General features: G+C 38.6%; 24 protein-coding genes and 2 riboswitches. Of the genes, 9 read left to right on the top strand and 15 right to left on the bottom strand.

The window, feature by feature from the left end; genetic code table 11:
• Positions 1–12: 12 nt before the first annotated feature.
• From kdpA to RCP16_RS08645, 5 genes are all read right to left on the bottom strand, one after another.
• The gene (gene kdpA, locus RCP16_RS08630) at positions 13–1683 is read right to left on the bottom strand and encodes a potassium-transporting ATPase subunit KdpA (RefSeq protein ID WP_273593877.1); all 1671 of its coding nucleotides are present in this window, start codon (positions 1681–1683) and stop codon (positions 13–15) included.
• 19 nt (positions 1684–1702) lie between these two features.
• Entirely contained in the window at positions 1703–1783 is an 81-nt protein-coding gene (gene kdpF / locus RCP16_RS22500; RefSeq protein ID WP_083243537.1) for a K(+)-transporting ATPase subunit F, read from the bottom strand.
• A gap of 248 nt (positions 1784–2031) precedes the next feature.
• A riboswitch (cyclic di-AMP (ydaO/yuaA leader) is annotated at positions 2032–2214 on the bottom strand.
• Positions 2215–2275: 61 nt separating this feature from the next.
• A riboswitch (cyclic di-AMP (ydaO/yuaA leader) is annotated at positions 2276–2479 on the bottom strand.
• Between the two features lie 302 nt (positions 2480–2781).
• Positions 2782–4143 (bottom strand): carboxypeptidase regulatory-like domain-containing protein, encoded by a 1362-nt coding sequence (locus tag RCP16_RS08635; RefSeq protein WP_308642183.1) that lies wholly within the window; start codon positions 4141–4143, stop codon positions 2782–2784.
• Positions 4144–4322: 179 nt separating this feature from the next.
• A complete protein-coding gene (locus tag RCP16_RS08640) occupies positions 4323–5873 on the bottom strand; it encodes an SMI1/KNR4 family protein (protein ID WP_308642184.1) in 1551 nt (516 codons plus the stop codon).
• 208 nt (positions 5874–6081) lie between these two features.
• Positions 6082–6285, bottom strand: a complete 204-nt coding sequence (locus RCP16_RS08645; RefSeq protein WP_069328188.1) for a DUF4177 domain-containing protein — start codon at positions 6283–6285, stop codon at positions 6082–6084.
• Between the two features lie 233 nt (positions 6286–6518).
• On the opposite strand from RCP16_RS08645, the gene RCP16_RS08650 reads away from it, so the two are divergent.
• Entirely contained in the window at positions 6519–7115 is a 597-nt protein-coding gene (locus RCP16_RS08650; protein ID WP_069328187.1) for a histidine phosphatase family protein, read from the top strand.
• Between the two features lie 107 nt (positions 7116–7222).
• On the opposite strand, the gene RCP16_RS08655 is transcribed toward RCP16_RS08650, so the two are convergent.
• The 3 genes from RCP16_RS08655 to RCP16_RS08665 form a co-directional block, all read right to left on the bottom strand.
• A complete protein-coding gene (locus tag RCP16_RS08655; RefSeq protein WP_308642185.1) occupies positions 7223–8134 on the bottom strand; it encodes a YwqG family protein in 912 nt (303 codons plus the stop codon).
• Positions 8135–8239: 105 nt separating this feature from the next.
• Positions 8240–8497: a hypothetical protein gene (locus RCP16_RS08660; RefSeq protein WP_308642186.1), complete on the bottom strand. Its 258-nt coding sequence runs from the start codon at positions 8495–8497 to the stop codon at positions 8240–8242.
• Positions 8498–8949: 452 nt separating this feature from the next.
• Positions 8950–9810: a helix-turn-helix transcriptional regulator gene (locus RCP16_RS08665; protein WP_069328185.1), complete on the bottom strand. Its 861-nt coding sequence runs from the start codon at positions 9808–9810 to the stop codon at positions 8950–8952.
• Positions 9811–10037: 227 nt separating this feature from the next.
• On the opposite strand from RCP16_RS08665, the gene fabF reads away from it, so the two are divergent.
• Positions 10038–11273 carry a beta-ketoacyl-ACP synthase II gene (gene fabF / locus RCP16_RS08670; RefSeq protein WP_308642187.1) on the top strand — a complete coding sequence of 412 codons (1236 nt, stop codon included), beginning with the start codon at positions 10038–10040 and terminating at the stop codon, positions 11271–11273.
• A 29-nt stretch (positions 11274–11302) separates the two neighbouring features.
• Here the strand turns inward: fabF and RCP16_RS08675 are convergent, their stop codons facing one another.
• Positions 11303–11785 carry a P-loop NTPase family protein gene (locus tag RCP16_RS08675; protein WP_137225016.1) on the bottom strand — a complete coding sequence of 161 codons (483 nt, stop codon included), beginning with the start codon at positions 11783–11785 and terminating at the stop codon, positions 11303–11305.
• Between the two features lie 256 nt (positions 11786–12041).
• On the opposite strand from RCP16_RS08675, the gene RCP16_RS08680 reads away from it, so the two are divergent.
• Together RCP16_RS08680 and clpP are read left to right on the top strand one after the other, a co-directional pair.
• A complete protein-coding gene (locus RCP16_RS08680; protein ID WP_308642188.1) occupies positions 12042–12842 on the top strand; it encodes an RNA polymerase sigma factor in 801 nt (266 codons plus the stop codon).
• 15 nt (positions 12843–12857) lie between these two features.
• Positions 12858–13439 (top strand): ATP-dependent Clp endopeptidase proteolytic subunit ClpP, encoded by a 582-nt coding sequence (clpP, locus tag RCP16_RS08685; RefSeq protein WP_069328181.1) that lies wholly within the window; start codon positions 12858–12860, stop codon positions 13437–13439.
• 70 nt (positions 13440–13509) lie between these two features.
• Here the strand turns inward: clpP and RCP16_RS08690 are convergent, their stop codons facing one another.
• Positions 13510–13848 (bottom strand): winged helix-turn-helix transcriptional regulator, encoded by a 339-nt coding sequence (locus tag RCP16_RS08690; protein ID WP_308642189.1) that lies wholly within the window; start codon positions 13846–13848, stop codon positions 13510–13512.
• A gap of 105 nt (positions 13849–13953) precedes the next feature.
• Between RCP16_RS08690 and RCP16_RS08695 the strand changes: the two genes are divergently transcribed.
• Positions 13954–14868 carry an arginase family protein gene (locus tag RCP16_RS08695; protein WP_308642190.1) on the top strand — a complete coding sequence of 305 codons (915 nt, stop codon included), beginning with the start codon at positions 13954–13956 and terminating at the stop codon, positions 14866–14868.
• A 236-nt stretch (positions 14869–15104) separates the two neighbouring features.
• Complete coding sequence (locus RCP16_RS08700; protein WP_308642191.1) at positions 15105–15560, top strand: hypothetical protein; 456 nt, start codon at positions 15105–15107, stop codon at positions 15558–15560.
• A 68-nt stretch (positions 15561–15628) separates the two neighbouring features.
• Here the strand turns inward: RCP16_RS08700 and RCP16_RS08705 are convergent, their stop codons facing one another.
• Positions 15629–16150: an excalibur calcium-binding domain-containing protein gene (locus RCP16_RS08705; RefSeq protein ID WP_161594303.1), complete on the bottom strand. Its 522-nt coding sequence runs from the start codon at positions 16148–16150 to the stop codon at positions 15629–15631.
• 133 nt (positions 16151–16283) lie between these two features.
• On the opposite strand from RCP16_RS08705, the gene RCP16_RS08710 reads away from it, so the two are divergent.
• On the top strand, positions 16284–17042 hold the full coding sequence (locus RCP16_RS08710) for a hypothetical protein (RefSeq protein ID WP_308642192.1): 759 nt from the start codon (positions 16284–16286) through the stop codon (positions 17040–17042).
• A 127-nt stretch (positions 17043–17169) separates the two neighbouring features.
• Here the strand turns inward: RCP16_RS08710 and RCP16_RS08715 are convergent, their stop codons facing one another.
• Genes RCP16_RS08715 through RCP16_RS08725 form a run of 3 tightly spaced genes read right to left on the bottom strand, consistent with a single transcriptional unit; the run spans position 17170 to position 20650 of the window.
• Positions 17170–18012, bottom strand: a complete 843-nt coding sequence (locus RCP16_RS08715; protein ID WP_069328176.1) for a sugar ABC transporter permease — start codon at positions 18010–18012, stop codon at positions 17170–17172.
• Complete coding sequence (locus RCP16_RS08720; RefSeq protein ID WP_069328175.1) at positions 18009–19358, bottom strand: carbohydrate ABC transporter permease; 1350 nt, start codon at positions 19356–19358, stop codon at positions 18009–18011. Before RCP16_RS08720 ends, RCP16_RS08715 begins: the two co-directional genes overlap by 4 nt.
• 2 nt (positions 19359–19360) lie before the next feature.
• On the bottom strand, positions 19361–20650 hold the full coding sequence (locus tag RCP16_RS08725) for a sugar ABC transporter substrate-binding protein (RefSeq protein ID WP_069328174.1): 1290 nt from the start codon (positions 20648–20650) through the stop codon (positions 19361–19363).
• Between the two features lie 453 nt (positions 20651–21103).
• Between RCP16_RS08725 and RCP16_RS08730 the strand changes: the two genes are divergently transcribed.
• On the top strand, positions 21104–22144 hold the full coding sequence (locus RCP16_RS08730) for a LacI family DNA-binding transcriptional regulator (protein WP_137225032.1): 1041 nt from the start codon (positions 21104–21106) through the stop codon (positions 22142–22144).
• A 370-nt stretch (positions 22145–22514) separates the two neighbouring features.
• A complete protein-coding gene (locus RCP16_RS08735; protein ID WP_069328172.1) occupies positions 22515–22694 on the top strand; it encodes a hypothetical protein in 180 nt (59 codons plus the stop codon).
• A gap of 115 nt (positions 22695–22809) precedes the next feature.
• Here RCP16_RS08735 and RCP16_RS08740 read toward each other — a convergent pair whose 3' ends face one another.
• On the bottom strand, positions 22810–23727 hold the full coding sequence (locus RCP16_RS08740) for a DUF7638 domain-containing protein (RefSeq protein WP_069328171.1): 918 nt from the start codon (positions 23725–23727) through the stop codon (positions 22810–22812).
• Positions 23728–23974 lie beyond the last annotated feature (247 nt).

Raw genomic sequence — 23974 nt, forward strand, 5'->3', positions numbered from 1 at the left:
AGATGTTGCTGTTTACAATGTGAGCATTTCTGCAATAGGTCCAAGTACAACTACCGGGAAAAACGTAAGCGCACCGACTAAAATAACAGAAATAATAAACATACCGCCGAATAACGCTTGATCTGTTCGTAACGTTCCGCTTGTTTCTGGAACAGGTTTTTTCGCCATTAATGAGCCTGCAACAGCTAACAATGTCACCATTGAGAAGTAACGACTGATAAACATCACAACACCTGTCATGATATTCCAGAATGGTGTGTTATCGCCCAAGCCTTCAAATCCTGAACCGTTATTCGCTGCTGATGATGTAAATTCATAGAGCGCTTGAGTCAGTCCATGATAACCCGGATTCGAAATCGTATCTGCCTGCGTCATTAAAGCAATCGCTGTAGGCGCTAAGACCAGTAGAGGCTGAATAAGTAATGTGACGGCAATCAATTTCATTTCTTTGCCTTCAATTTTGCGACCGAGAAATTCAGGTGTGCGTCCAACCATAAGACCGGATAAGAACACCGCAATAATGGCATACATTAGAATATTCAACAGTCCTACACCTGAACCGCCAAATACTGTATTTAGCATCATATTTCCTAGTGCAATTAATCCACCGAGTGGTGTTAACGTATCATGCATGTTATTGACAGCACCAGTCTCTGAAGCGGTAGTAACTACAGAGTAGAACGAAGATTGAGCTTCGCCTAATCGTACTTCTTTACCTTCCATCGATCCTGCATTGTGCTGGATACCTAATTGATTAATCAATGGATTTCCTTGATATTCACTCGCAAGAGATACACTAAGCATCACGACAAACATCATAACCATCGAAACGAATAATACTCGGCCTTGCTTCGAGTTGCCGACCATTTTACCGTACGTAAATGGTAATGACATTGGAACCAGTAACATCATCAGCATTTGCAACATATTACTGAATCCGCCTGGATTTTCAAAAGGATGTGCAGAGTTGGCTCCGAAATAGCCACCACCGTTATTCCCTAATTCTTTGATCGCTAGAAATGATCCAATTGGACCTACACCAATCTGTTGCTCTGTTCCTTGTAATGTCTGAGCTGTCACTACAGTATGCAACGTCTGCGGCATACCTAATCCAACAAACACAAGCGCCATAATAAAAGTAAGAGGTAACAAAATGCGTGTAATTGCCCGTACTAGATCTGTAAAGAAATTACCTAGTGGCTTACCGGTTATTCCTCTAATAAATGCAATCGCAACCGCAATCCCTGTTGCCGGTGATACAAACATCATAAAGATAATCGCTGTCATCTGTGAAAATAAAGATAAACCACTTTCACCACTATAATGCTGTAAATTGGTATTCGTCATAAAGCTAATCGCTGTATTGAACGCTAGATCAGGGCTCATATTCGTAATGCCTGCTGGGTTCAAAGGTAATACATGTTGAAGACGGAAGATCGCATAAGCGATAAGCAAGATGACTGTATTACTGATCAATACGGCTCCTGCATATTGCTTCCATGTCTGATTTTCACCTTTGATTCCACCGAACCTGTAAATCCATTTTTCAATAGGATGAAACCAACGATCTAATCGATTGGGTGTATTGTCAAAAGCATGTGCAATATAATGTCCGGTTGGACGAGCGATGATTAAAGCAATAATAAAAGTGACTGCAATTCCGATATATGAAAAGATACTCACGATGTTCTCCCCTGACCCATTAGAATTTTTCTGGATAAATTAATGCGTAACATAGATAAATGGTTAATCCACCAATAATAATCCACAGCAGCCAAGTCATCGCTCATTCCTTCTTTCTCCGATAGCTACAGATGCCCATTGCAGCAACCCGCTCAACCCTACAGTAATCAACAAAACCAATCCAATCATTAATATATCCATCATATGTGAAGAACTCCCTGCATTCATTTTGGTTACTATGATTTGCTAAAAAAGGCACAAAAAAAGAAGCCTGGAGAAAAGCAGAACTTTTCCCCAGACTTCTACAAACACGCACACTTATCGTGTACCTGCCGAGTTGCTGGTTAGGAGTTCTCCCTTATACGCTTACGGAGTTAGCTGTCGGATTCGGGCTGGAAGATTGCCCGTTCCGGTAGATACCGGAATTCACCCCATGTTGTGTAGATCCTGATCATTTCCTATCAGTCCTCTTCATCAACGATTGGTTCCCCCGCTTTTCATATGCATATGAAAATTAAGCGTTGTGACATTGTTAACATATCAAAAAACACAGAGTCGTATTACACTGTGTCAGATCGGCACAAGCTTCACACTTCTCTCCTATCCACGCTTACGAGGTTAGCTGTCGGATTCGGGCGGTGAGAGTCGCCCTACTGCATTGTCTGACTGTACCATGGTTAGTCAGTATGCAGATTCACCCCAACGATTCACATTCCGGCTCTCACACCGTTTTGTGAAATCGCAATTTGGTTCCCCCGTTTTTCGGTTAGCACCGAAAACTCAGCGATCAAAAACATTGGAAACTTCATTTATATCAGTTGCTGAATCGTATTCATCAACTGCCTGCAATGAATAATACGCCTGTCCTTGTCAACTGTAAAGCTGAGAAAAGACGCAAAAAAAGCTGTGAATCATCACAGCTTTCATTTTCAGATAACTATTGAAAAGTTATCTATCGCAGGCTCCTATTTTCTCTCTTTTTCATCGTTTCTCTACTTTTTCACTCTTGTTACATCGCATTTATCATTCATTTACAACAGATTCTGAAAACGGTTATGTCATTTTTTACGCAAGATGCTATCATTTTTAAAATTATGGTCAACCTGTGTAGATTTCATAAGCGAAATGATACAGTGTGCTAATGTCTGAATTTAATGGCTTACCGTTGCTGAAAAATTGGATTCTGACAATATCATAATAATGTCTGTATTTGGATGATTGGAAAGTATATTGTCCTACTCCTGGATTATCAATATTGACTGGCATTGTAAAGTTACCTGAAGCATCTGTCGTAGCTGTTCCGGGAATCACTTTGCCATTGAGAATTGTAGTGATATTAGTCGTTACGATAGCGTTCGCTACCGGATTGCCTGTAGCATCAAAAGCACGACCTGAGATCACAATATTGTTTTTGACACGCCACTTATTACCTTGTCCATAATTAATAAATCCATAGACACCACCATCTGTTGTAATATTACTGATCGCAACTCTGGATACATCTGCTGTCTGATAATTAACAGATAATTTGTATGGAGTCGTTAGATCGAATGTAGAAGGTGCTAAGACTTGAATATAATACGTTCCCGCAGGTAGTGTGACTTGACCGTTGGTATTCTGTGCCAGTGTTCCTTGACTCACCAGATTCGCATTAAATAACTGTAATTGATACGTTCCATAAGCAGATGTGTTGTCTAGACGAAGGTTCATTTTGGATTGAGCTGTCAAAGTGACTTTTGTCCAATCCTCGTCAAAACGATTATCAATATTCTGTGTGCTGACAAAAGGTGCTGATCCTTTATCTTTGGCTAACCACGGATTATCATCAGGCTCGCTTGCATCATAACTATCTGAAGTGACAGCAAATACAGTAAATGGATTAGTGGTATCTGCTCCTTGATAAGAACTTACTCTAATAAAATAATATCCTGCTTTGGCAATATGACTAAGCTGTTCATATTGTGTTGGACCTTTGGTAGAAAAAGCGACCTGCTCGATCTCAGATGTCTCTTCATTCAAATAATACAGTGAAAGATCATAATCAACCGCAGCCGAGTTGACTACACTTAAAAAAGAAGTCAGTTTCGCTGGATTAGTGACTTGAGTATAAAACCAGCGACTTTCTCCTTCAGCAGCAATGTAACCTTGATAGACTTGTCCTGTCTGAATAAACAAAGCTTGATCCGGTGTAGTATTCGTTCCATACGTATCTTCAGCTACTGCACTGAATGAACGAGCAGACGACGGCAATGTGATAGATTGTGATAATTCACTTTTTGGGATAGCCAAGAAATCTTTAGAGTTGTTCAATCCATTGTTTGGCGCAACATTTTGGACTAGAGGTGTAGTTACCCCCAAATCTTTATGTATTGCTGGAGTCTGTGCATGGGTGGTTACTCCTCCCCAACCTAAGCCTAATGTCACAAGTAATGCTGTTATACCTACTAATTTCGTTTTCAAAATATCTCTACTTTTTCAAATATATGTTATTTATTAGTAAATTATACCTAAAATAAAATTTGATAGTCAACTACATTTTTATCATTTTAGGTAAAAAATATTAAAAAATAAAAAAACTCTGTATCTTTTTAGCGATACAGAGTTTTTTGTGATTTATATTATATTCAAAATATAGCGTATTAACGTATATGACTATGCCAGATTTCTTCTTCTTCATCTGTCATTTCGCCTACAATTTTGTGGAATTTCACATATTGAGCGAATGTATCTTTTAACAACTGAAATTGAGCAAACGATCCGCTGAATTGTTCAAGTGAAACCGATTTGGAAACCGTCTCAATATTGCTAATCTGGCATCCACTGTTCAGTTCCAATTGCTTCAGATTAGGCAAATCGGCAATCGCTGAGATATCAGAGATACGTGTATCATGAATGGTCAGCATTTCCAATTGGTCACAAGCTTGTAGACAACTCATATCAGCAAAATAAGCATCTTCGATATGAAGCTTGCGCAAAGACAACGACTCACTAATATGTTGCCAGTCCTCCGCTGTCCATTCTCCAGGAGAGCATACTTTCAATTCCCGCAGTCCTGTGATCGAAGATAACGCTTGAACCGCTTGACGTGACGGTGATGAAAGAGCAAGTGTAGTCAACTGCTTCATCTGGGCTAAAGGCGTATAATCTTGAATACGCGTATCTGTGCAATCTAGATTACATAGATGCGGTAATGTGGCTAAAGGGTCCAAGTCTTCAATCAATGTTCCTTCGAGATTCACAATTTGCAAATAAGGTAATCCACGTAATGGCGTCAGATCCCGAATCGGATTACGGACAAGATATAACTTTTTGAGTTCACGGCAATTCGCAAGCGGACGGATATCTTGAATATCATTGACACTTAGAATCAATTCACGCACTTCATGACAACGTTCTAGTGGTGTGATATCCGTTAGTTGTTCACGAATCAAAAAGATTTGATGAGCACGAGCGAACTCTTCCACGGTATTGGATTTGTTGATAATTCGGTCTCGCCAGCTATCATCCAACTGCTCAAACCATTCTTTTAACGGTATTTCTGATTCATTAGCTGGCGTATGGGCTTTGGGTAGATCAGCAAGCGCATAGGCCTGAGCATCTTTCAACATACGTGATTGTTCATTACGGCCATACATCCAATATTTGAATCCATCATCTTCTTCAATCGTATAATTTCCGTGACGAACCGTATCACGCATAAAATGAATAAATTCGCCCAGACTACGCGCAATCACATATTTCATTTCTTCATCACGTCCGAAATTAATTACCTGTCCAACGACTCCATGTTCAGCAGGAGACAAATCAATCCCTAGATGATTCCCCCCTCCATCATGACAAAAAGGAATCCAGTGACGATTGATATATTGCTCTTTGATCCAACCTGATGGAATCGAATAATGATCTCCCATCGTCTGGTACTCCGGTTCAAGCTCTGACCATATTTTCCATTCGCTAACCATCTCTTCCAGACTCAAAAATTGCAAGCCAAAAAAGAACCCCGGTCCACTACGAGACTCGCCATTGTGTATGTGATACAGTTCTTTCAGATCATCAGGGAAAGAGACACCAATTGTAGCTTCAGCTTGCTCTATTTCTTCATCTCCAGCAGAAGCTTTGAGCGCTTCTTCGAGACTATTCAATTCTGGTCGTAATATGGATTTAATTTCTTCAAGCCATGTTCCGATCATTGTTGTTTCCTCCTATTCGATGAGCCTTTCCTTGTGCTTATCATCATCGTCATTCATTAAAGTATACCGTTGCTGATGCTGCATACCTAATTTCGCAGCATGATTCACCTCAAATATAATATGTATTAACCGATATTAAAGGTAACGATTAACATTTCCAAAAAAAGGTATACATCTGTACGTACATAATACAGATGTAATTACAGGCTTAATCAAGCAATGCACTTCTTTTAAAAATCAAAATAATTTCTCGTGAACCACCTTGTGACAGACTGGTATCAAATGTCGATACAAGCTCCCATCCATCAAAACCATAGGCGTTCAATTGCTCTTGTAATTCGACATCATCTACTTTGCCACCGAGGAAACCTCCGGTGTGTAATTTGACTGTACGGTATTCCCATTGACTCATTGTATTCTTCCTTTCATCACCAAACATAATCTTCATTTATAAGCTTATGACTAAATATACACGATTACGTGTCAGGTTTCAAAACGTCATTTGGCAAGGCAGTACTTTTATTTTAAAATAAATAATGAATATCGTCCCTGTCCTTGCGTGACTATGTTAAACTAAAATTATCTACTTATTTTTTGTTCAGGTACAGAAAGACCATACTATTCTGGAGGAATTATACACGACTCATGACGAAGACAATCGGACTTGTCCGCCATTTTAAAGTAAATAAAGAATTTCCTCTTCGCCAGTTTGTCACAGTTAGTGAACTGATTGCTTGGCTTGAAGAATATGATATTGCGGATATCCATGATGGTACAACAGACTTGCGCGGATTCAATTGGGGAAAATGCTTTGCCAGCGATCTCCCGCGTGCGATCAAAACGGCACGTTCGATTTATGATGGCGAAATTACAGTAATGCCTGAGTTGCGTGAACTCACACCTCCAAGCTTCAATACGAATATACGTATTCCGTTTATCGGATGGGGCGTTCTTTTCAAAATGGCTCCTTTACTAAGCCGTAGATATCGTAAAATGATCCGAGAAGTCGAAGCACGTATTAATCGTGCACTAGATGTGATTTTATCTTCAGAGGAAGAACATATCCTTGTCGTGAGTCATTGGGCATTAATGCTGTATATGCGTAAGCAACTGGTCAAACGTGGCTTCAAAGGCCCACGAATGAGACAAGTGGAAAATGGGAAATTGCATGTTTTTCAAGCAATAACAGTTCAATCTCCTTATCCGATCAACAAAAAGCAAACCCATAATCAATTCGATTAAATAACGATTGAACCTCAATAGACTATCCTTTTCCTCAGAAACACTCAGGAACGGGATAGTCTATTTGAATATGTCTAATATAATATAAAGTAGCGTCAACAGCTTCTCTAGCTGGAATAGACAGAACAATACGTTCGTTTAAAGTTCAACTGAAGCAAATCTTCTTTGCGGATAAAAAAATGAATGACTCCCGCATCCCACCACATATAACCGATATCATCATCGCTTTCGATCTCCAATAACATCAACATATCTTCAATCTCTTGATCTGCTTTCTGTTCATCACCTTCCAAAACATCAACCAGCCATGCCCGGCGCTTCTGTATTTCATATGTATGCTTGCCTGTCAGTATCGAAGTGATGGCTTCAATCTCATCGTCTCCATGTTGTGATACAGGATAACCAAACATTTTCCCAATCGCATCATCGGGTTCATTATTCAACCCTTCGATCCACTCCAGATACTGTTCCTCAGACACACCATGATCTGCTAAGGCATCATATTCTAAATATCCGTAATTCGGAAATTCTATTTCGCCTTGAGCATGAACTTCATACGCTTGAAACGGCTGTTCTTCATCTTCTTCCAATATTGTCATCCCTGCTGGTTCACGATAGTATAGTGATCCCATATCTTGCTCCGACATATACAGAATCTGATGCTCAATCTGGTAAGAAGGTTCATCTAATCCCACAAAAAAATAAAGCATTCCCTGACGCGGAAAATAATCAGGCAACCGATCTTCACCCACTTCGCTAACGATCTGTGACAAATTCAATTGAGCCAGTGAAGTCATATATTGTCCACCTTTGGTGCAAGGCCACTGGATATACGCAGGTAGATCAGGATAACCTCCAATACGTGATACTCCCACTTGCTGACTTCCATGCTGTCCACGTTCTAATTGAAGTACAGAACGCTGAGTAGCCTGTAAATATGGTGCTAATACAGATATCTGATGCTTATCCAGTAAGGATGGAATATAATCGCCTTGAAATGCTTTAGGCATCGAATTCATGAAGTCATCTTCCTTTAAAGTAAGGTATTTTGTGTTGCACCCATCATTTCTCATTATCATGGTTGCGTTCATCGTGCCAAGCGCCACTAGCTATCTATGTTTCGATCAAGGCAATAACATCAATAGTATAAATCCACTGACCGGCACTATAATACCTACACCAATGCCCACATAAGGATAAGGTGTTTTCCAAAAAGAACGGGCTTCTTGGATATTCGACTTTTGCTTATGCCAGAAAGTGATCTGACGATCGAAGCTACGCATTAACTGTAAAGCATCCTGCTCACTACACTCGGATAATCTTTTTTTGTAAAGCGGCATAGGCAACGTCCCGTTCATGTTCTTGCCCTTGTGAGAGTTCATCCGTTGCTCCTTCTTTCGTTATATGTTGTTGTCTTACATTATAAGATGTTCTCAGCTATTCACCCTTATATCAGGTTATTAAAGAATCCTTATGATTAGTCCGTCCACTTCCGTTGAACCACCCAATAATTCAAAAATCGCACAAAAAGACAGGAACTAATAATAATTAATATATACGCTGTATCTTTTTCCCAAGGAGCATGTCCATCCATAGATAGAAATAGGATTAAGACCAGAACACTTAGAAAGGATAAGCCTGTATTTTCACGATTATACTTCTGGAATCGATGATATACTGAACGAAAAATCAACAAAATGACGATCAAGGATGAACAGATTAAAGGATAATATTCTAACAATATAGCACCTCTTTTCACTTCTTTCTATCCGTATATCTGTCTATGGGATATATGGAAATTATAGTATAGAGACTGGAAAATTACAAAAGGTGTTTACAGCTCTAATCCTATTTCTTTGCTACGTTCCATTAAAGCTCTAAGCTTCACTTCTGTCGCCGAATCTTCTAGAGGCGTATAAATACTACACCGTAGATCGGTATTGCCTTGTACTTGTAATGAGGTAAGATCGAACAGCATTTTACCGGCTTTGGCATGTCGGAATTCGATCACAACTTCAGGTGCCGAACTGACTTTACTTTGCTCCCATAAATGATAAAAATCAGGATATAATTCACTCATCTCTGCAATGAATTGCTCATACCACTCATCATCTACATATTGACCATAATAAGCACGAAAAATCGCCAAAAATCCGCCTACAAAGTCATCCCAATTTACCGCTAAACGGCGAAACTCTTTACGTGAAAATAACAAACGAATCATATTGCGCCCCGGTTCAGGAATACTTTCAAAATCGAGAAACACATGTTTGGCGGCATCATTCCATCCAACAATATGACAATGTCGATCAGAAATAATCGTAGGACAGTATTGTAGCTGTTGTAAGATTTTGTATAGCGCAGGTGTAATAGAAGGAAGTTCTTCGGACAAAGGAACGATCGATGCACTTTTATCCAGCGCTAATGAAAATAAGTATTTCCGTTCATCCGGTGTTAGCAAAAGAGCGGATGCTATATTTTCCAATACAGAAGCAGATACTTGAATATCTCTGCCCTGCTCTAACCATGTATACCATGTTGTACTGACACCTGCTAATTGAGCGACTTCTTCCCGTCGTAATCCCGGAGTGCGTCGTCTAATGCCAACGATTAACCCCACTTGTTGAGGCAAAATCTTCGCTCGCTGAGCTTTGAGAAAAGAAGATAAGGCTTGTAAACGATGCTGTTGATTCACTGTATACCCTCCTTAGAGTGAATGCGATTTTAATGCTCGTTGTATACATACATTAGTGTTCTGTGATTTTATTATTTAATTGATAGGTTTAAAAAGTATGCAGTAACCTGTTACTTATTATACTAGGATAAACGGTAACTTGTAATAGGATATTTTGCATGCCAGAATAATAGTGTAGAGGTCGCGTTTATATTGCCAAACCCAAACGCTTAGGAGGATAAAAAAGGATGGAACGAGTTGTGATTACAGGGATGGGGATTGTTTCTCCGTTAGGGAATGATATAGATACATTTTGGGATAATTTGGTGAAAGGTCAATCGGGTATTAGTATGATTGATGCGTTTGATACGTCACGGCATAAAGCCAAAATTGCAGGTGTGGTGCGTGATTTTGATGGGGATGCTTTATTTGGACGAAAAGAAGCTAGACGGATGGATCGCTTTGTTCAATTTGCAATCGCTGCGGCTGAACAAGCTGTATCTCATGCGGGCTTAAATATCGAAGAAAGTGATCGTGAACGAATCGGTGTCTATGTCGGTTCAGGTACAGGTGGAATTCAATCGTTGTTGGATCAAGATCATATTTTATTAGACCGAGGACCTGAACGGGTAAGTCCTACACTGGTTCCGATGATGATCGCTAACAGTGCAGCCGCGATGATTAGTATTCGGCTTGGCACATGGGGACCGACGCTTTCCCCTGTTACGGCTTGTTCGATCGGTAATACCGCTATTGGCGAAGCGATGCGAATGATTGCTTATGGAGATGCCGATGTGATTCTAGCAGGTGGTGCAGAAGCGGCGATCAATGAAGTCGCTCTCGCTAGCTTCGGCAATGCAACTGCTCTATCCACACGTAATGACGATCCAACCGCAGCCAGTCGTCCATTTGATCAATCCAGAGATGGATTTGTTATGGCAGAAGGTGCAGGGATTGTGGTACTGGAATCTTTATCTCATGCGCTCGCTAGAAAAGCGACTATCTACGCTGAAGTAATCGGCTATGGAGCTAGTTCAGATGCTTATCATATGGTAGCGACTCATCCTGAAGGTCGCGGAGCTCATCAAGCCATGAAATCGGCATTGCGCAATGCAGGCATCACACCAGAGCAAGTCGATGTGATCAGCGCCCATGCGACCAGTACAGGCGTTGGAGATCGCTCGGAGACGTATGCGATCAAGCAATTATTTGGAGAACAGGCGTATCAGATTCCGGTGACTGCTAATAAGTCGATGTTAGGGCATATGCTCGGTGCGGCTGGCGGTGTAGAAGCGATAGCACTGGTTCAAATGCTACGTAATGGGATCATTCCACCTACAATTAATTTGCACCAAGCTGATGAAGAATGCGATCTCGATTATGTTCCTGAAGGTGCACGAAGAGCCGATCTCCAGATTGGATTATCCAACTCGTTCGGCTTTGGTGGTCATAATGCTGTTGTCGTTTTGAAAAAATACGAATAACCGTATAGTTATTCATTATGAACTCTACTTTATTGAACATACTTGGTTATGATGAGTTTGTGCTTATAAGGCTCTAATGCTTCGATAATATTTTTCTTCGTATGTCGTTCAAAATGATGATTCCATTCAATCATATTCATTAACGTGCCGAATGAGAATCGATCTTGATCGACTTCTGTTCCTATTTTCTGACGCATAAAACGCAAAATCATTCGTCCATCTCGCACCAATGGAGACGGAGTCAAAAAAATGATCTGCTCTGCCATAGCAAAGCTAAACGTTAACCATTCATAATCCTGCCCCTCGACGATCCATGAGTCTTGCGAGACGATATCTAATAAGAGTTGTTCTCGCAGGGCAGGTATATTTCTGCGCTTCTTCTCCCCTGTTCCATTCCACACTAAATTTTCCAGTGCATAATGAGGAATACCCAATCTGCGAGATAATCGACGTGCCAGATGGGTTTTTCCACTTGCATGGGCGCCTATAATATGTATTTTCCTCGGTGTCATCTATGTTCACTCCTATTCGCTCGTTAGCCGCCCATTACGATCTGATGTCGTCTTTACTATACTAGCATAGGTTTAGTATAAATCGTTAGAGTTAACGTTTAAAAAAATAAGAGATTACGGTATGCTCTTAGCCAGACTTGTACATAATTTAATTATCGTTATACATATTGCGTATCTTTTGAATCACCTTATTCGTTTACAAGATATACAACGTTGTAGTCAAAGCATTTCTGATCACAAAGGGGGCGCCCCATAGATGACACTTTTACACAAGCAAGATCTTACTTTATGTTCAACACATTCTACAGATCAGACGACAGCGTATTGGAAAGAGCAACTTCCATCCCTGTATAAATACTGTCTGTCATTAACCCATCATATTGCAGATGCTGAAGACCTTATGCAAGAAACATGTCTCAAAATTCTATCTGCTCAGCGCAAAGGATTATCTATAGCACAATCAGAAGCCTATACGATTCGCACGGCTCGTAACACATGGATTGATATCATGCGTAGAAAACGTTATGTGGACGATTATATTCAGCAACATCAGCTAACGGTACACGATATAGCAGAACCTTGTCCACAAGATATTGAACTTGCGATACAACAATTAATGAATCAACTATCTCCATGGCAACAAGCGATTTTTATGTTACGAGATTTATTTGGTTATTCAGCGGCAGATACGGCGCAGATGTTAGAGACGACTGAAGGTGCTGTCAAAGCAGCTCTGTATCGGGCAAGAACAATTCTGAATCAAAAAGCTGACACCTTAGACGAATACACTTCGCTCGCCGAAGATAGGGATACGCTGGTGCTCTTACATCAATATGTACAAGCCCTTCATGCAGGTGATGCTTCCAGAATCGTGCAGTTGACGGTGATACGCATGAATACGTCCAGTCAGGATGTTCAAGCTATAGCTATCGATACCCAATGGGCTTGTGCTAAGCATTCAACATCGACAGCAGTCTCTAATACAATGCAGCCCTTTTTGCCGTATCACAAGCAGTCACATCAATCTTTGTCTTCCAAGATGCGAATAGCTGCTTAACAAGGAGTGCTTCAGATGACAACTATCCCTTATGTGGTGGAACAAACAGATCGTGGTGAACGTAGTTACGATATTTATTCTCGATTACTGAAAGATCGGATCATTATGGTGTCTGGCGAAGTGGAAGATCAGATGGCAAATATTATTGTAGCTCAACTGCTTCATCTAGCAGCCGAAGACGAGCAAAAAGATATTCAGATGTATATCAATTGCCCCGGTGGTTCGGTATCAGCTGGCTTCGCTATCTATGATACGATGCAATTTATCAAACCAGATGTGTCGACAATCTGTACAGGTATGGCGGCAAGCTTTGGTGCGATTCTGCTCGTAGGTGGTACGCTTGGAAAACGGATGGCTTTGCCCAATAGTGAAATTATGATTCATCAACCTCTTGGTGGCGCTAAAGGTCAGGCTTCAGATGTGATTCTCTATGCCGATCGGTTGCTTCGCAGTCGAGCCAAATTGAATGAAATTATCGCTGATCGTACCGGTCAACCTCTGGAGAAGGTTACGCAAGATTGTGATCGGGATTATTTTCTAACTGCTGAGGAAGCGGTAGCTTATGGGTTGGTGGATCAGGTTGTGGCTAGGGTTTAGAAAAATAGATTAGAAATTGAAAATAAGCTATTGCCTGTCTAAGAGGTGATAGCTTATTTTTTTGCTTTTTTCAATTTTGGTTGTTAACTCCCCACTCGCATAATGCTTCCAATCCCGGTAAAAGTGATGCGCCTTTCGCAGTAAGACTGTATTCTACTTTGGGTGGAATTTGAGGAAATTCTTCTCGCTTTATTACACCATCTGCTTCTAATTCCTTCAGTTGAGCACTTAACGTTTTGTACGTAATGGCACCAATTTGTCTTTTTAATTCATTAAAACGAACCGTTTGATTTTCAGCCAAAAGATAGATAATGACCATCTTCCATTTCCCGCCAATAATTGACAACGTGTAGCCGAACGGAGTATCTTGAATGTTTTTAATTTTGCCATGATATTCAGTCATACTCATGTATAGCACTATCCTTTCGGGTAGTACCTATCCAAATAGTGCGTACTACTTTTATATTTGCGTTCAGTTTATACTAGCCTTACTTTGAAGTAAAGGAGATCAATAATGACTACCAAAACGATACGTCTTTTAATGCCACAATGGCAAGGTGGGAATAATCCCAACTATTCTTTCGGTGCTGAGCTACTGGCATGGCTAGCTCCTAATAATGATCAACCTCTTATTCATGTTCCTGTTCGACCTTATGAGGGTACACCACTTCAAAATGAGCATGGAATGTATGGACGAACACAATTGATACAACAATTAGAAGCGGCCGAACATCTTATTCAGGCACATCAACCTGATCGCATTATTATGTTTGGAGGAGATTGCTTGGTCGAACAAGCTCCTTTTGCTTATTTGAATGAAAAATATGATGGTGAATTAGGCTTGATATGGATCGATGCTCATAGTGATCTGGTTAGATATACCGGATACGATAACGGGCATACCCTGCCACTAGGAAATCTTCTTGGCGAAGGTGATCAGGAATTTGCTAAGCATGTGAAAGTTCCTTTGAAACCTGAGAATGTCTTTATTGCGGGACTCGCTGTGGCTACAGAAGAAGAGAACAAGTTCATTGCAGAAGCCTTTGAAGCACAAGGTATAACAGTAGTCGAACATGATACCGAAATGATCGAACGATTAGGTATTCGTACAGCAGGAACAGCAGAATTAGCAAGTAGCTTAGATTCTATCAAAACATGGATTCAAGAAAGAGGTATTAAGCACTTAGCTATTCATCTTGATCTTGATGTACTTGATCCTCAAGCTTTCCGTTCTTTGTTATTTGCGAAACCTTATGAGTCTTATCTGGTCTCTCCTTCTGGCACGATGCAATTTTCACAATTGCTCCATTTGCTGAAAGAACTCTCTGAAGAAACAGAAGTCGTTGGCTTAGGGATAACTGAACACACACCATGGGATGCGATTAACTTGAAGAATTTGCTTGCGGAAATACCTATTTTAAATACGTAATTTTTAAATAGTGCTTTACTATCTTAATACCCTCTTACTCTGCAAAAAAGTAGGAGGGTATTTTTATTTGATATTTCTTGTACTACACTTTTAAAGTGCTAAGGAAGTAATTTTTAATATACTTTCTAAATAAATACAGTTATATTTTAATTATACATCCTAAAATTTGTATGTATAATTTTATAATTATAATAACATTTATTCTTATTAAAATAATTATCAAAGGAGGTTTCTATTTGTTGAAAATATACATAATTTTGATAGCTATTTTTTTGCTTAGTTCATGCAAGCTCACTAATTTTGGAAAAAATATAGATTTAGGCAAAGAAGCAATGAAAAATGAACATTATCGTGCGGCTATATATTATTTAGAACTAGCTAAAATTGATAAACCTAATCATGCAGGTGTTAATGAATTATTAAAAGTTTCTAATAATAAAGTAAAAGAAAGTTTAGAAAAAATGAAAGATCCTATACCTGAAATAGCAGTCGATTCAACTGGTAAACGACTCTCGTATCGTGAGTATAGGGTGGCAGTTTTAAACGAATTATCTATAAGAGAATCTGGAGTAAATAAAGAAGGTAAAACTTTTGAGAACTATATTAAAGATAAAGAACTAGAAGCTCCTAGTTCCCAAAAGCTAAATTATGATCAATTGTTTCAAAATTGGCGTAAGAATTATGATCATTAGAAAAAATGAATGACCCTTCGATTTACAAAGATCACTCATTCTCTTAAAACAATATGGTAAATAATATTTTATTCGCAGGCTAGACCATCACCATCTCGGTCTAATTCCAGACTATATCCGGGATCTTCTTTTGATAAGGGGGCTAATCCAGAATCGCGTACTACAGAACAATTCTCATAATATATTTCGTCTTGTACATTATCTTCTTCATGAGTTAAATCTGCTGAATTCAAGTTAAGTACTTCTTTACTTTCAACGACTGTCGATTGCTGAGGTTTTTCTAGTTGTTGATCAACCATCCCTTGTTCAGGAGAATTATTATTTGTTTCAACAACTTTAGGCTCAGAATCGGATGAAGATTCTTCATTTTCTGTGACTAATTCATCAACATTACTTTTTTCTTCAGATTGTATTTGAACTTCTGTTGATTTGAAACTATTTATTGGAGTTGAGAGTGTAGGTTTTTGTTTATCTATTGAATTTGTTATAAATATCATTGAACCTACAACACCTATAACTGCAACTAAACATAATATTAACGGATTTATTTTTTTACATTGAGAAATTATTATTGAGATTAAATTTTTCATTAATATCCCTCCAATCAAAAACATATTTATAGATTTATAATAATCACATTAAAGAATTACAATACTACTTTAATATCTAGATTTTTTTAAAAATAACACAGTTTAAATATTATAATTTGATAGGAGAGCCAATATGCAAATTCCACCATCAATTTTTTCCTCTCTACCTAAATTAATAAATATACTAGACCTTAATACTAGCAACATTGAAAAAATAGAAAATGGATTTAAAATTGCTCGAAAAGTTAATAATCTAGTGATAACACCTTTATTTATATTAATTTCAATATTTATAGCTCTTTATTTTTTCAACCAGTTTGGTCATGAACATTATCTTACAATTACTATACTATTTATTCTATCATGTTTAGGAATAGGTGTTTATACATTAATAGTAAATTTAAAAAAAGATAAATCAGAACATTATAACATAAATTATTATTTACATTGTTGTACTTTGCTTTCTCTTGTGGCGGCTTCCTGTTATGCAAATATAATTATTGGTATTATTTATAACTATTTTACTGGCTTTAATTTTGAGTCTGTAGCTATTGTAATTCTAGGTTTAGGTGGTTCTTTTCTTATATTTAAAATTAGTTATGCCTTTCTATCTTTATATCCTTCACGTTTTTCAACCAGTGCTATTAAAAAACATATTTTCAAATTTATTTTATCCAATAATTCTGAATTAGAAGTAATTCTATTAAACATAACTAAAAAAGGAGATTACATCGTTAAAGATAAAAAGTTAATTTATGATATATTGCATAATAAAGAATCAAATATTAGTTTGGATAATGCTTTAAGTTTTACAAAAGAAGAAATTTTAATAAATAAAACACATATCGTGAGTATAACTTATATAGAAGAGTTTGAACCTTCAAGTGTTTAATCAGAAAAATAAATTATTACTAACATTTATAAGATAAAATATAGCTAAAATAAAGAAACCCTATACTCTGATTAAAAAGTATAAGGTTTCTTTATTTAATTTAACTTTATTATATCTTTGGCTTGTATTACCCCTTCGTCGCTCCTGCCGTCAACCCATGTACCAAGAACCTCTGCAAGAACATATACAACAACGTAATCGGCAACGCCACTAACACCGAACCTGCGGCGAATAGGGTAAACTCTGTACTCGAATACGTATTGACCAGCTCATACAACCCTACCGCCAATGTCCAGTTCTCCCTCGAACGTAAGATCAGACGGGCGAAGATAAAGTCAACCCATGCACCGGCAAATGTCGTCAGTGCAATATACGTAATGATCGGCATCGACAACGGTAGAATAATCCGACTGAAGATTTGGAAATGACTAGCTCCATCCAGTAAAGCCGACTCTTCCAATGCTCTTGGAATCGTATCGAAAAAGCCTTTAGCCACAAACATTCCCAGTGCTGCACCAGAGGTATACACCAGTACTAGCGCCCACGGAGAGTTCAGCAGGTTCATTTGCAGTAAAATAACATACACTGCAATCATACTCATGAATCCCGGGAACATGCCTAGAATCAGTACAAGTGACATCATCGTTTGTCTGCCTTTAAAGCGGAAGCGTGACATGGCATATGCGGTTAGCACTTGGAACAGTGTGCCTAGAATCATACTCGTAATCGCAATTTTGAGTGTGTTCCAATACCATTTCAAGTAAGGCAAGTCTTTGTCCGATTGCGAACGGAATAAGTCCATATAATGCTCTAATGTTAACTTTTGCGGAATCAATGTCTCACTATAGAGCGAATCGCCTTCTTTGAGTGAGGATAAAATGATCCAGAGTGCTGGATAAATACAGCCAATCGCGATCAGCACAAGCAAGATGTAACTGAACACCAATTTGACACGTTGTTGTTTTCTCATTGGATCATATCCTCCTCTTTAAAGGAACGGCTACGTCGATAGTTATAGAGCGAGAATGCCGCAATAATAATAAAGATAATAATGCCGATCGCTGAAGCAAAGTTATAGCGCTGATTTTCAAGAGTTAACTTATAGAGCCATGTAACCAATAGATCGGTACTACCTGCAAATGCATAATCTCCATTGGCTGGTAATCCATTTGTTAACAAGAAAATCACGTTAAAGTTATTGATATTGCCTGCAAATTGCATAATTAAGATCGGAGCCGTCTGGAACAATACGAATGGCATCGTAATATTGCGGAACTTCTGGAACCCTGTCGCTCCATCCACTTCTGCCGCTTCGTATAGATCACGCGGAATCGCTGTCAGTACACCCAGTACAAGAATCATCGACACGGGAATACCGATCCACATATTTACTAGAATCACGGTCACTTTTGCCCAGAATGGATCATTCAGCCACGGTACTGAACCCAGACCCATCATCCGCAAGTATTGGTTGATCGGCCCAAATTGGAAGTTCAGTAGATTACGCATAATTAGTAGAGAGATAAATTGCGGAATTGCATACGGCAAAATAAATAGCGTACGCCACATGCCTTTGAATTTGATCCCTTTTTGCTCAATCAGTAATGCGACTAGAATACCGCCGAAATATGTAGTGACTGTCGCAACCACTGCCCAGATAATCGTCCATGTAAGTACACCAATAAACGTATGACTCCAGGATTTGAGTGTTAATAGATTGGTAAATGTACGGAACCCTACCCAATCGACTAGATTTTTAGCTGGAATATGATCGGGTGCCGAGTAATTGGTAAATGCCATTAATACCATAAAAATAATCGGAACAATCGTAAACACTAATACGCCAATCGCTGGTAAAGTCAGTAACAAATAAGGAAACCCTTGATTACCGATCATTTTCCATGTCTGACGGAATGTATTGGCACGTTCGCCACGTTCGCGCTTTTTACCAATACGATAAGCGTCTTTGATATTCGCAATATAGAAGCATATCAATAAACCAATATACAATAGTGCGACCAGTCCGTAGATCATCATAAAGATCGAATGATCTCCCGGTACGTTCTGATACAATCTGCCGACTTTCTCCATACGGGAAGGCTGATCACCAAGTGTGATCAACCCCCAGATATTGTTCGCCAGACTGGTAATAATCAGATAGACACTTACCAGTTCAGCAATCAGGAAAATAATTCCTTTCGCCCACTGACGATTAACCATTTGCCCGAGTCCCATAATCAGCGCAGACAAGATCGCTGCTATAAGCCCACTCCCTACACCTGTTGTTCGCTCAGGATGAATCGATACGTTCCCCATTGTTATTGCCCTGTCTCGATATTACTCTTCATTTGACTGACTAGATTATCCAGTGCTGCTTTGGGATCTTTATTATCGTTCCAGATCGAAGACATTGCTGCTTCCATTGGAGACCAGAATTGCGCCATTGCTGGGATCGAAGGCATCGGTACTGAATTTTCAAACTGTTTCAAAAATACAGATGCAATCGGATCGCTTTGTACTTTTTCGCTTTCAGCTACTTTGGTATTGGATGGAAGAGCTCCATTCATTTCAAAGTTCTTAGTCTGCCATTCTTCGGAAGTAATAAAGTCTGCAAATAATTTAGAAGCATTCGGATACTTCGTATAAGCGTTTACAAAATAAGCTTTTACACCGGAGAACGGAGTCATTGGTTTACCATTTGGCAGATTTGGATACATACCTACACCGATATTTTTAACCGATTCTTTGAGTGAACCTGTATCCCATGGACCACTGATATTCATTGCTAATTTATTAGACGTAAATAGTGATTTTTTGATATCTGCATTGATATCTGATGTTTTAAGCGGAAGAATTTTGTTCAATCCTTGAATAAATGTTGTTGCTTCAATAGCTGCTGGATTGTTCAGACCGATATCTGTTGCATCTGTACCATCACTGCCGAATACATAGGAACCGTATCCACCGATAAATGGGAATACATAGTATCCGTTACCAACTTCCCACATGATCGCAAATTTATTCGCTTTTGTATCGTTAAATGTATTTGCAAAATCAATTACGCCATTCCAATCTTGTGGTACTTCTTTGATCAAGTCTTTGTTGTAGAAAACAGCTGTGGTTTCTACCGATTTGGGATATCCATATAACATATTGTCATACGTTAACGCTTTGATCGCAATTTCACTATTACGTGATTTGGTATCTTCTTCGAACCAGTCATTAGGCAACACAACACCTGCGGATACCCCTTGACCAATCTGATCATGAACCCCGGCGAATACATCTCCACCTACACCTGCTGGTCCATCTGTTACCATTTGACCCATCGATTTGTCTGGTCCAACTTCAGCAAAGCTTACTTCTACATTATATTTTTCTTTAAAAGCTTTAGCGGCTGCTTCGATAAATGTTTTCTGATCGCCACTATCCCATACGGTAAGTTTGGCGCCTTCTTCAGGTACCATTTCTTGCTGATCGGCTGCTGTTGCAGGATCTGTGGTTGTTCCCGGTGTTGTTGTTCCTGCTCCACCACTGTTACATGCCGACACTATTAACATCATGATTAATAAACAACTCATGATTCCCCACTTTTTACGATTCATCATTCTTTTTTTCCTCCGCTCTATAGTATGATGGCGAGCGCTAAAATTATGTACTGTTATCAAGGGTTTGTTGCCTATGTACTTTGACTATATCATTTGCGCAAACGTTTGTTCATATTAGCATATGATACCCTTTTCTTCAGCCATAAAAGTCTAATAATCACCACTAAAGGTAAATGATGTTATAAGTAAGCGCTTTATCCAGCAAATCCATCATAACTGAAATATGGAAATTGTAAAAACGTTTGCACAAACAATTTAACGCCATATTCTGGCTTTTTGCAGATATAATTGCTTATATCCTATCTATTTCTCTGAAAATCATAAAATATCGCCTATTTTCTTTGGAAGTGTGTATATTTTGCAGTTTACATCCGTATAGCATATGTTTTAACATAGATAATACAGATAGTGATGGTTCTCAATATCCCAAAAACCATGACCAGGGAGGTACACATGTCGGTTACGATCAAAGATGTCGCCAAAAGAGCAGGCGTATCTCCTTCTACCGTTTCGCGTGTATTGTCTAATCATCCGCGAATCAGCCATGCTACCTCAGAAAAAGTGAGAGAGATTATGGAGGAGATGGGCTACCATCCAAATATGATGGCGAAAAGTCTAGTATCCAAAACAACCAAAAGTTTAGGTGTGATTTTACCTAAGCCTGCGGAAGAGTTGTTTTTGAATACTTTTTTTATGGAATTAATACGTGGTATTGTGACCCAAGCGAATCGAAGTGGATATGATGTTGTCCTCACTTCAGGCGCTAGTGAAAAGGAAGAAGTAGACGCCGTCTCTCGCTTAGTTTTTGGTGGACGTATTGATGGAGCGATCTTACTTTATTCTCGTCAAAATGATCCGGTTGTTGATTTCCTAAGTGATAAAGAATTCCCAACGGTACTGATCGGACGCAGTGAGCAACATGCGAATGTTCTTTCTGTCGATACCAACAATATAGAAGCGGCGGCAGATGCTACCCGTCATCTGATCCAATTAGGGCATCGACGGATTGGCTTTGTAAGTGGTCCTTCTGAGCTTGTCGTATCTCTTGATCGAATGAGCGGTTACCGACAAGCGTTGCAAGAAGCAGGTCTTCCTTTACGGGATGATTGGATTGTGGAAGGAGAATTTTTGCAAGAAAGTGGTTATCGGGCGATGTCCTTTTTTATGAATTTGCCTGAACGTCCAACAGCGCTTGTGGTTGTCGATGATATTGTCAGTTTTGGAATTTTGCGTGGGCTCCATGAATTGGGTTATAAAGTACCTGATGATATCTCAATAGTGAGTTTTAACAATATTGCGCTTGCTGAATTATCGACTCCACCACTAAGCAGTATAGATATTGGTATTTATCATCTTGGATATACAGCTTCGCAAGCATTGATTCAAGCGATTCGTGGAGATGATCATGCGTTACTTTCGCAGCGTCATATTGTTCCTCATCGTCTAATTGTGCGGGAGTCCTCCATGTTCTCCCCTCCTCATACGGAGTCATAATCATTCACATAAGAATTCAATAAAGCGACTGAACCAGACATTATTCTGGCACAGTCGCTTTATTTGCTATGAAATACATACATTCGATATCCAATCTATAACGTATACGATATAACACCAACATGAGATGGATACATAAATAGTTAACAATAATAGGAAATAAATAGATGTATATTCAATCATTCCCTTTATTTTGTCTTATTTGTAGCATAATTTAATGTTATTTTAAGCTAGCCATCACATTTCGTTAAAGTATGCACGATATAATAACTATACAGAAACAGCATACAAGCTATGAATCACTATAGTTTCTGTATTGATCTACTAATCTTTTGAGTCAACTACTATTTCATCCGAGGAGGGTTTACTTATGAATAACGATAATAACTTATCTCTATGGATGACCCAATTTCTGTGCAGTCCTGATCCAGTGAAAGAAGAACGTATTGAAGAAGCAGAGATTGAGAATAATCCAGTTCTACTGCAAAGCATCCGTTTTCACTTAGAGCTTCGCAATCGGCATGATCTGCTTGAACATCACACGTTATAATAAAGGATGGACTCATGAATACATTCAATCCCAAGATTGAGCGATCTCATCACAGCGATTGTTCGTTCCATATATAAACCCCTTATCCATTTACAGGACAAGGGGTTTATTGTATTTAAACTTCTCTTTTTTGATCCGTATACAGAATACGAATATAATCTTCATGTTGAGCTTGCGTTTTGGCTACACGAGGACGCTCATTCTCTGGAATCACTTCATAAGCTTTACGTAGATATTCTTTATTCTCTACTGTTGGATTTTCTAAATAGTCATAATACCGATTTCTACAAATATCATATAAGCTTGGATGCTTGTTTAACTTTTGATAAATGTCGAGTACTTGCTTGTATTTATCCTCAATATCTATAATGTAACTTCCATTGACCATTACTACATCACCGAGATGATCGAGTGTAATCTTAGTCGGTTCTTTGAGTTCTGTAAAAAAGGTGCCGTTGCTAAATAATTCTTCTAACTCTTCTAACTTTAATATTTTTTGAAAAACAGCATTTTGACATTCAATCGTACCGTCTTTATATACCGTGAGGTATACCAGATAATCAATACCTTCATACTTCATAAAGATAAAAAATCCTTCTCCTGTAACGACTTTATATCCTACTTCAGACTCTACAAAGAAATCTTGGGCGTAAGGTGATTCTACAATTTTATATTTCTCTTTTTTCATTTTTTCGGCAAAAGAAACTTCGTAGATATTATGCATACCCGGATTCAATTGCTGTACTAACTCCGTTATGTAGTCATAATAGCTCTGTGCATCGTGCTTCCATGAACCGCCAATCGTGCGATAATCCCCTAAGCCAAAAACGGAAATAGATTCTCCGTCAGGTACTTGTGGTGTTAACCATTCCAAATCAATCTTTTCGCGCACGCCTTTGAGATCAGCCAGTTCCCAACAATTCACCATTCCATCTTCATAAATATCTACATTGATATAAAAGTATTGTCCATTACGGATAAATCCAGGAATAGTGGTACCTTCTATTATTTTTTCTCTTCGAATTTTATGCATGAGTCATCTTTCTTCCTTCCCATATGCACTATCTTTTTTATAGATTGATAATAATAGTTATCTATTTATTAACCTATTAAGTAATTGTTTAACGTATTATAAGTTATAAATTTTAGGCGGTCATCTATTTTCTTGAATAAAACCCTTAATAAGTATAGCTTACTTTTTTAAATAGTTAAGTAAATTATGTATTTAGTCTAGCAAAAAGCTCTTACCCTGTAAAATAATCATATCGATTACTTTCAGA

It is taken from the genome of Paenibacillus nuruki (assembly GCF_963311185.1).
GTDB lineage: Bacteria > Bacillota > Bacilli > Paenibacillales > Paenibacillaceae > Saccharibacillus > Saccharibacillus nuruki.

What these genes read in the sequence shown, in the direction of transcription:
- RCP16_RS08645 (WP_069328188.1), bottom strand. Translation starts at nt 6,285, where the DNA reads ATGAGTCAATGGGAATACCGTACAGTCAAATTACACACCGGAGGTTTC.
- RCP16_RS08640 (WP_308642184.1), bottom strand. Translation starts at nt 5,873, where the DNA reads ATGATCGGAACATGGCTTGAAGAAATTAAATCCATATTACGACCAGAA.
- RCP16_RS08740 (WP_069328171.1), bottom strand. Translation starts at nt 23,727, where the DNA reads ATGCATAAAATTCGAAGAGAAAAAATAATAGAAGGTACCACTATTCCT.
- RCP16_RS08675 (WP_137225016.1), bottom strand. Translation starts at nt 11,785, where the DNA reads ATGACACCGAGGAAAATACATATTATAGGCGCCCATGCAAGTGGAAAA.
- clpP (WP_069328181.1), top strand. Translation starts at nt 12,858, where the DNA reads ATGACAACTATCCCTTATGTGGTGGAACAAACAGATCGTGGTGAACGT.
- RCP16_RS08680 (WP_308642188.1), top strand. Translation starts at nt 12,042, where the DNA reads ATGACACTTTTACACAAGCAAGATCTTACTTTATGTTCAACACATTCT.
- kdpF (WP_083243537.1), bottom strand. Translation starts at nt 1,783, where the DNA reads ATGACTTGGCTGCTGTGGATTATTATTGGTGGATTAACCATTTATCTA.
- RCP16_RS08690 (WP_308642189.1), bottom strand. Translation starts at nt 13,848, where the DNA reads ATGAGTATGACTGAATATCATGGCAAAATTAAAAACATTCAAGATACT.
- RCP16_RS08695 (WP_308642190.1), top strand. Translation starts at nt 13,954, where the DNA reads ATGACTACCAAAACGATACGTCTTTTAATGCCACAATGGCAAGGTGGG.
- RCP16_RS08710 (WP_308642192.1), top strand. Translation starts at nt 16,284, where the DNA reads ATGCAAATTCCACCATCAATTTTTTCCTCTCTACCTAAATTAATAAAT.
- RCP16_RS08650 (WP_069328187.1), top strand. Translation starts at nt 6,519, where the DNA reads ATGACGAAGACAATCGGACTTGTCCGCCATTTTAAAGTAAATAAAGAA.
- RCP16_RS08725 (WP_069328174.1), bottom strand. Translation starts at nt 20,650, where the DNA reads ATGATGAATCGTAAAAAGTGGGGAATCATGAGTTGTTTATTAATCATG.
- RCP16_RS08705 (WP_161594303.1), bottom strand. Translation starts at nt 16,150, where the DNA reads ATGAAAAATTTAATCTCAATAATAATTTCTCAATGTAAAAAAATAAAT.
- fabF (WP_308642187.1), top strand. Translation starts at nt 10,038, where the DNA reads ATGGAACGAGTTGTGATTACAGGGATGGGGATTGTTTCTCCGTTAGGG.
- RCP16_RS08660 (WP_308642186.1), bottom strand. Translation starts at nt 8,497, where the DNA reads ATGAACTCTCACAAGGGCAAGAACATGAACGGGACGTTGCCTATGCCG.
- RCP16_RS08715 (WP_069328176.1), bottom strand. Translation starts at nt 18,012, where the DNA reads ATGAGAAAACAACAACGTGTCAAATTGGTGTTCAGTTACATCTTGCTT.
- RCP16_RS08735 (WP_069328172.1), top strand. Translation starts at nt 22,515, where the DNA reads ATGAATAACGATAATAACTTATCTCTATGGATGACCCAATTTCTGTGC.
- RCP16_RS08730 (WP_137225032.1), top strand. Translation starts at nt 21,104, where the DNA reads ATGTCGGTTACGATCAAAGATGTCGCCAAAAGAGCAGGCGTATCTCCT.
- RCP16_RS08655 (WP_308642185.1), bottom strand. Translation starts at nt 8,134, where the DNA reads ATGAATTCGATGCCTAAAGCATTTCAAGGCGATTATATTCCATCCTTA.
- RCP16_RS08720 (WP_069328175.1), bottom strand. Translation starts at nt 19,358, where the DNA reads ATGGGGAACGTATCGATTCATCCTGAGCGAACAACAGGTGTAGGGAGT.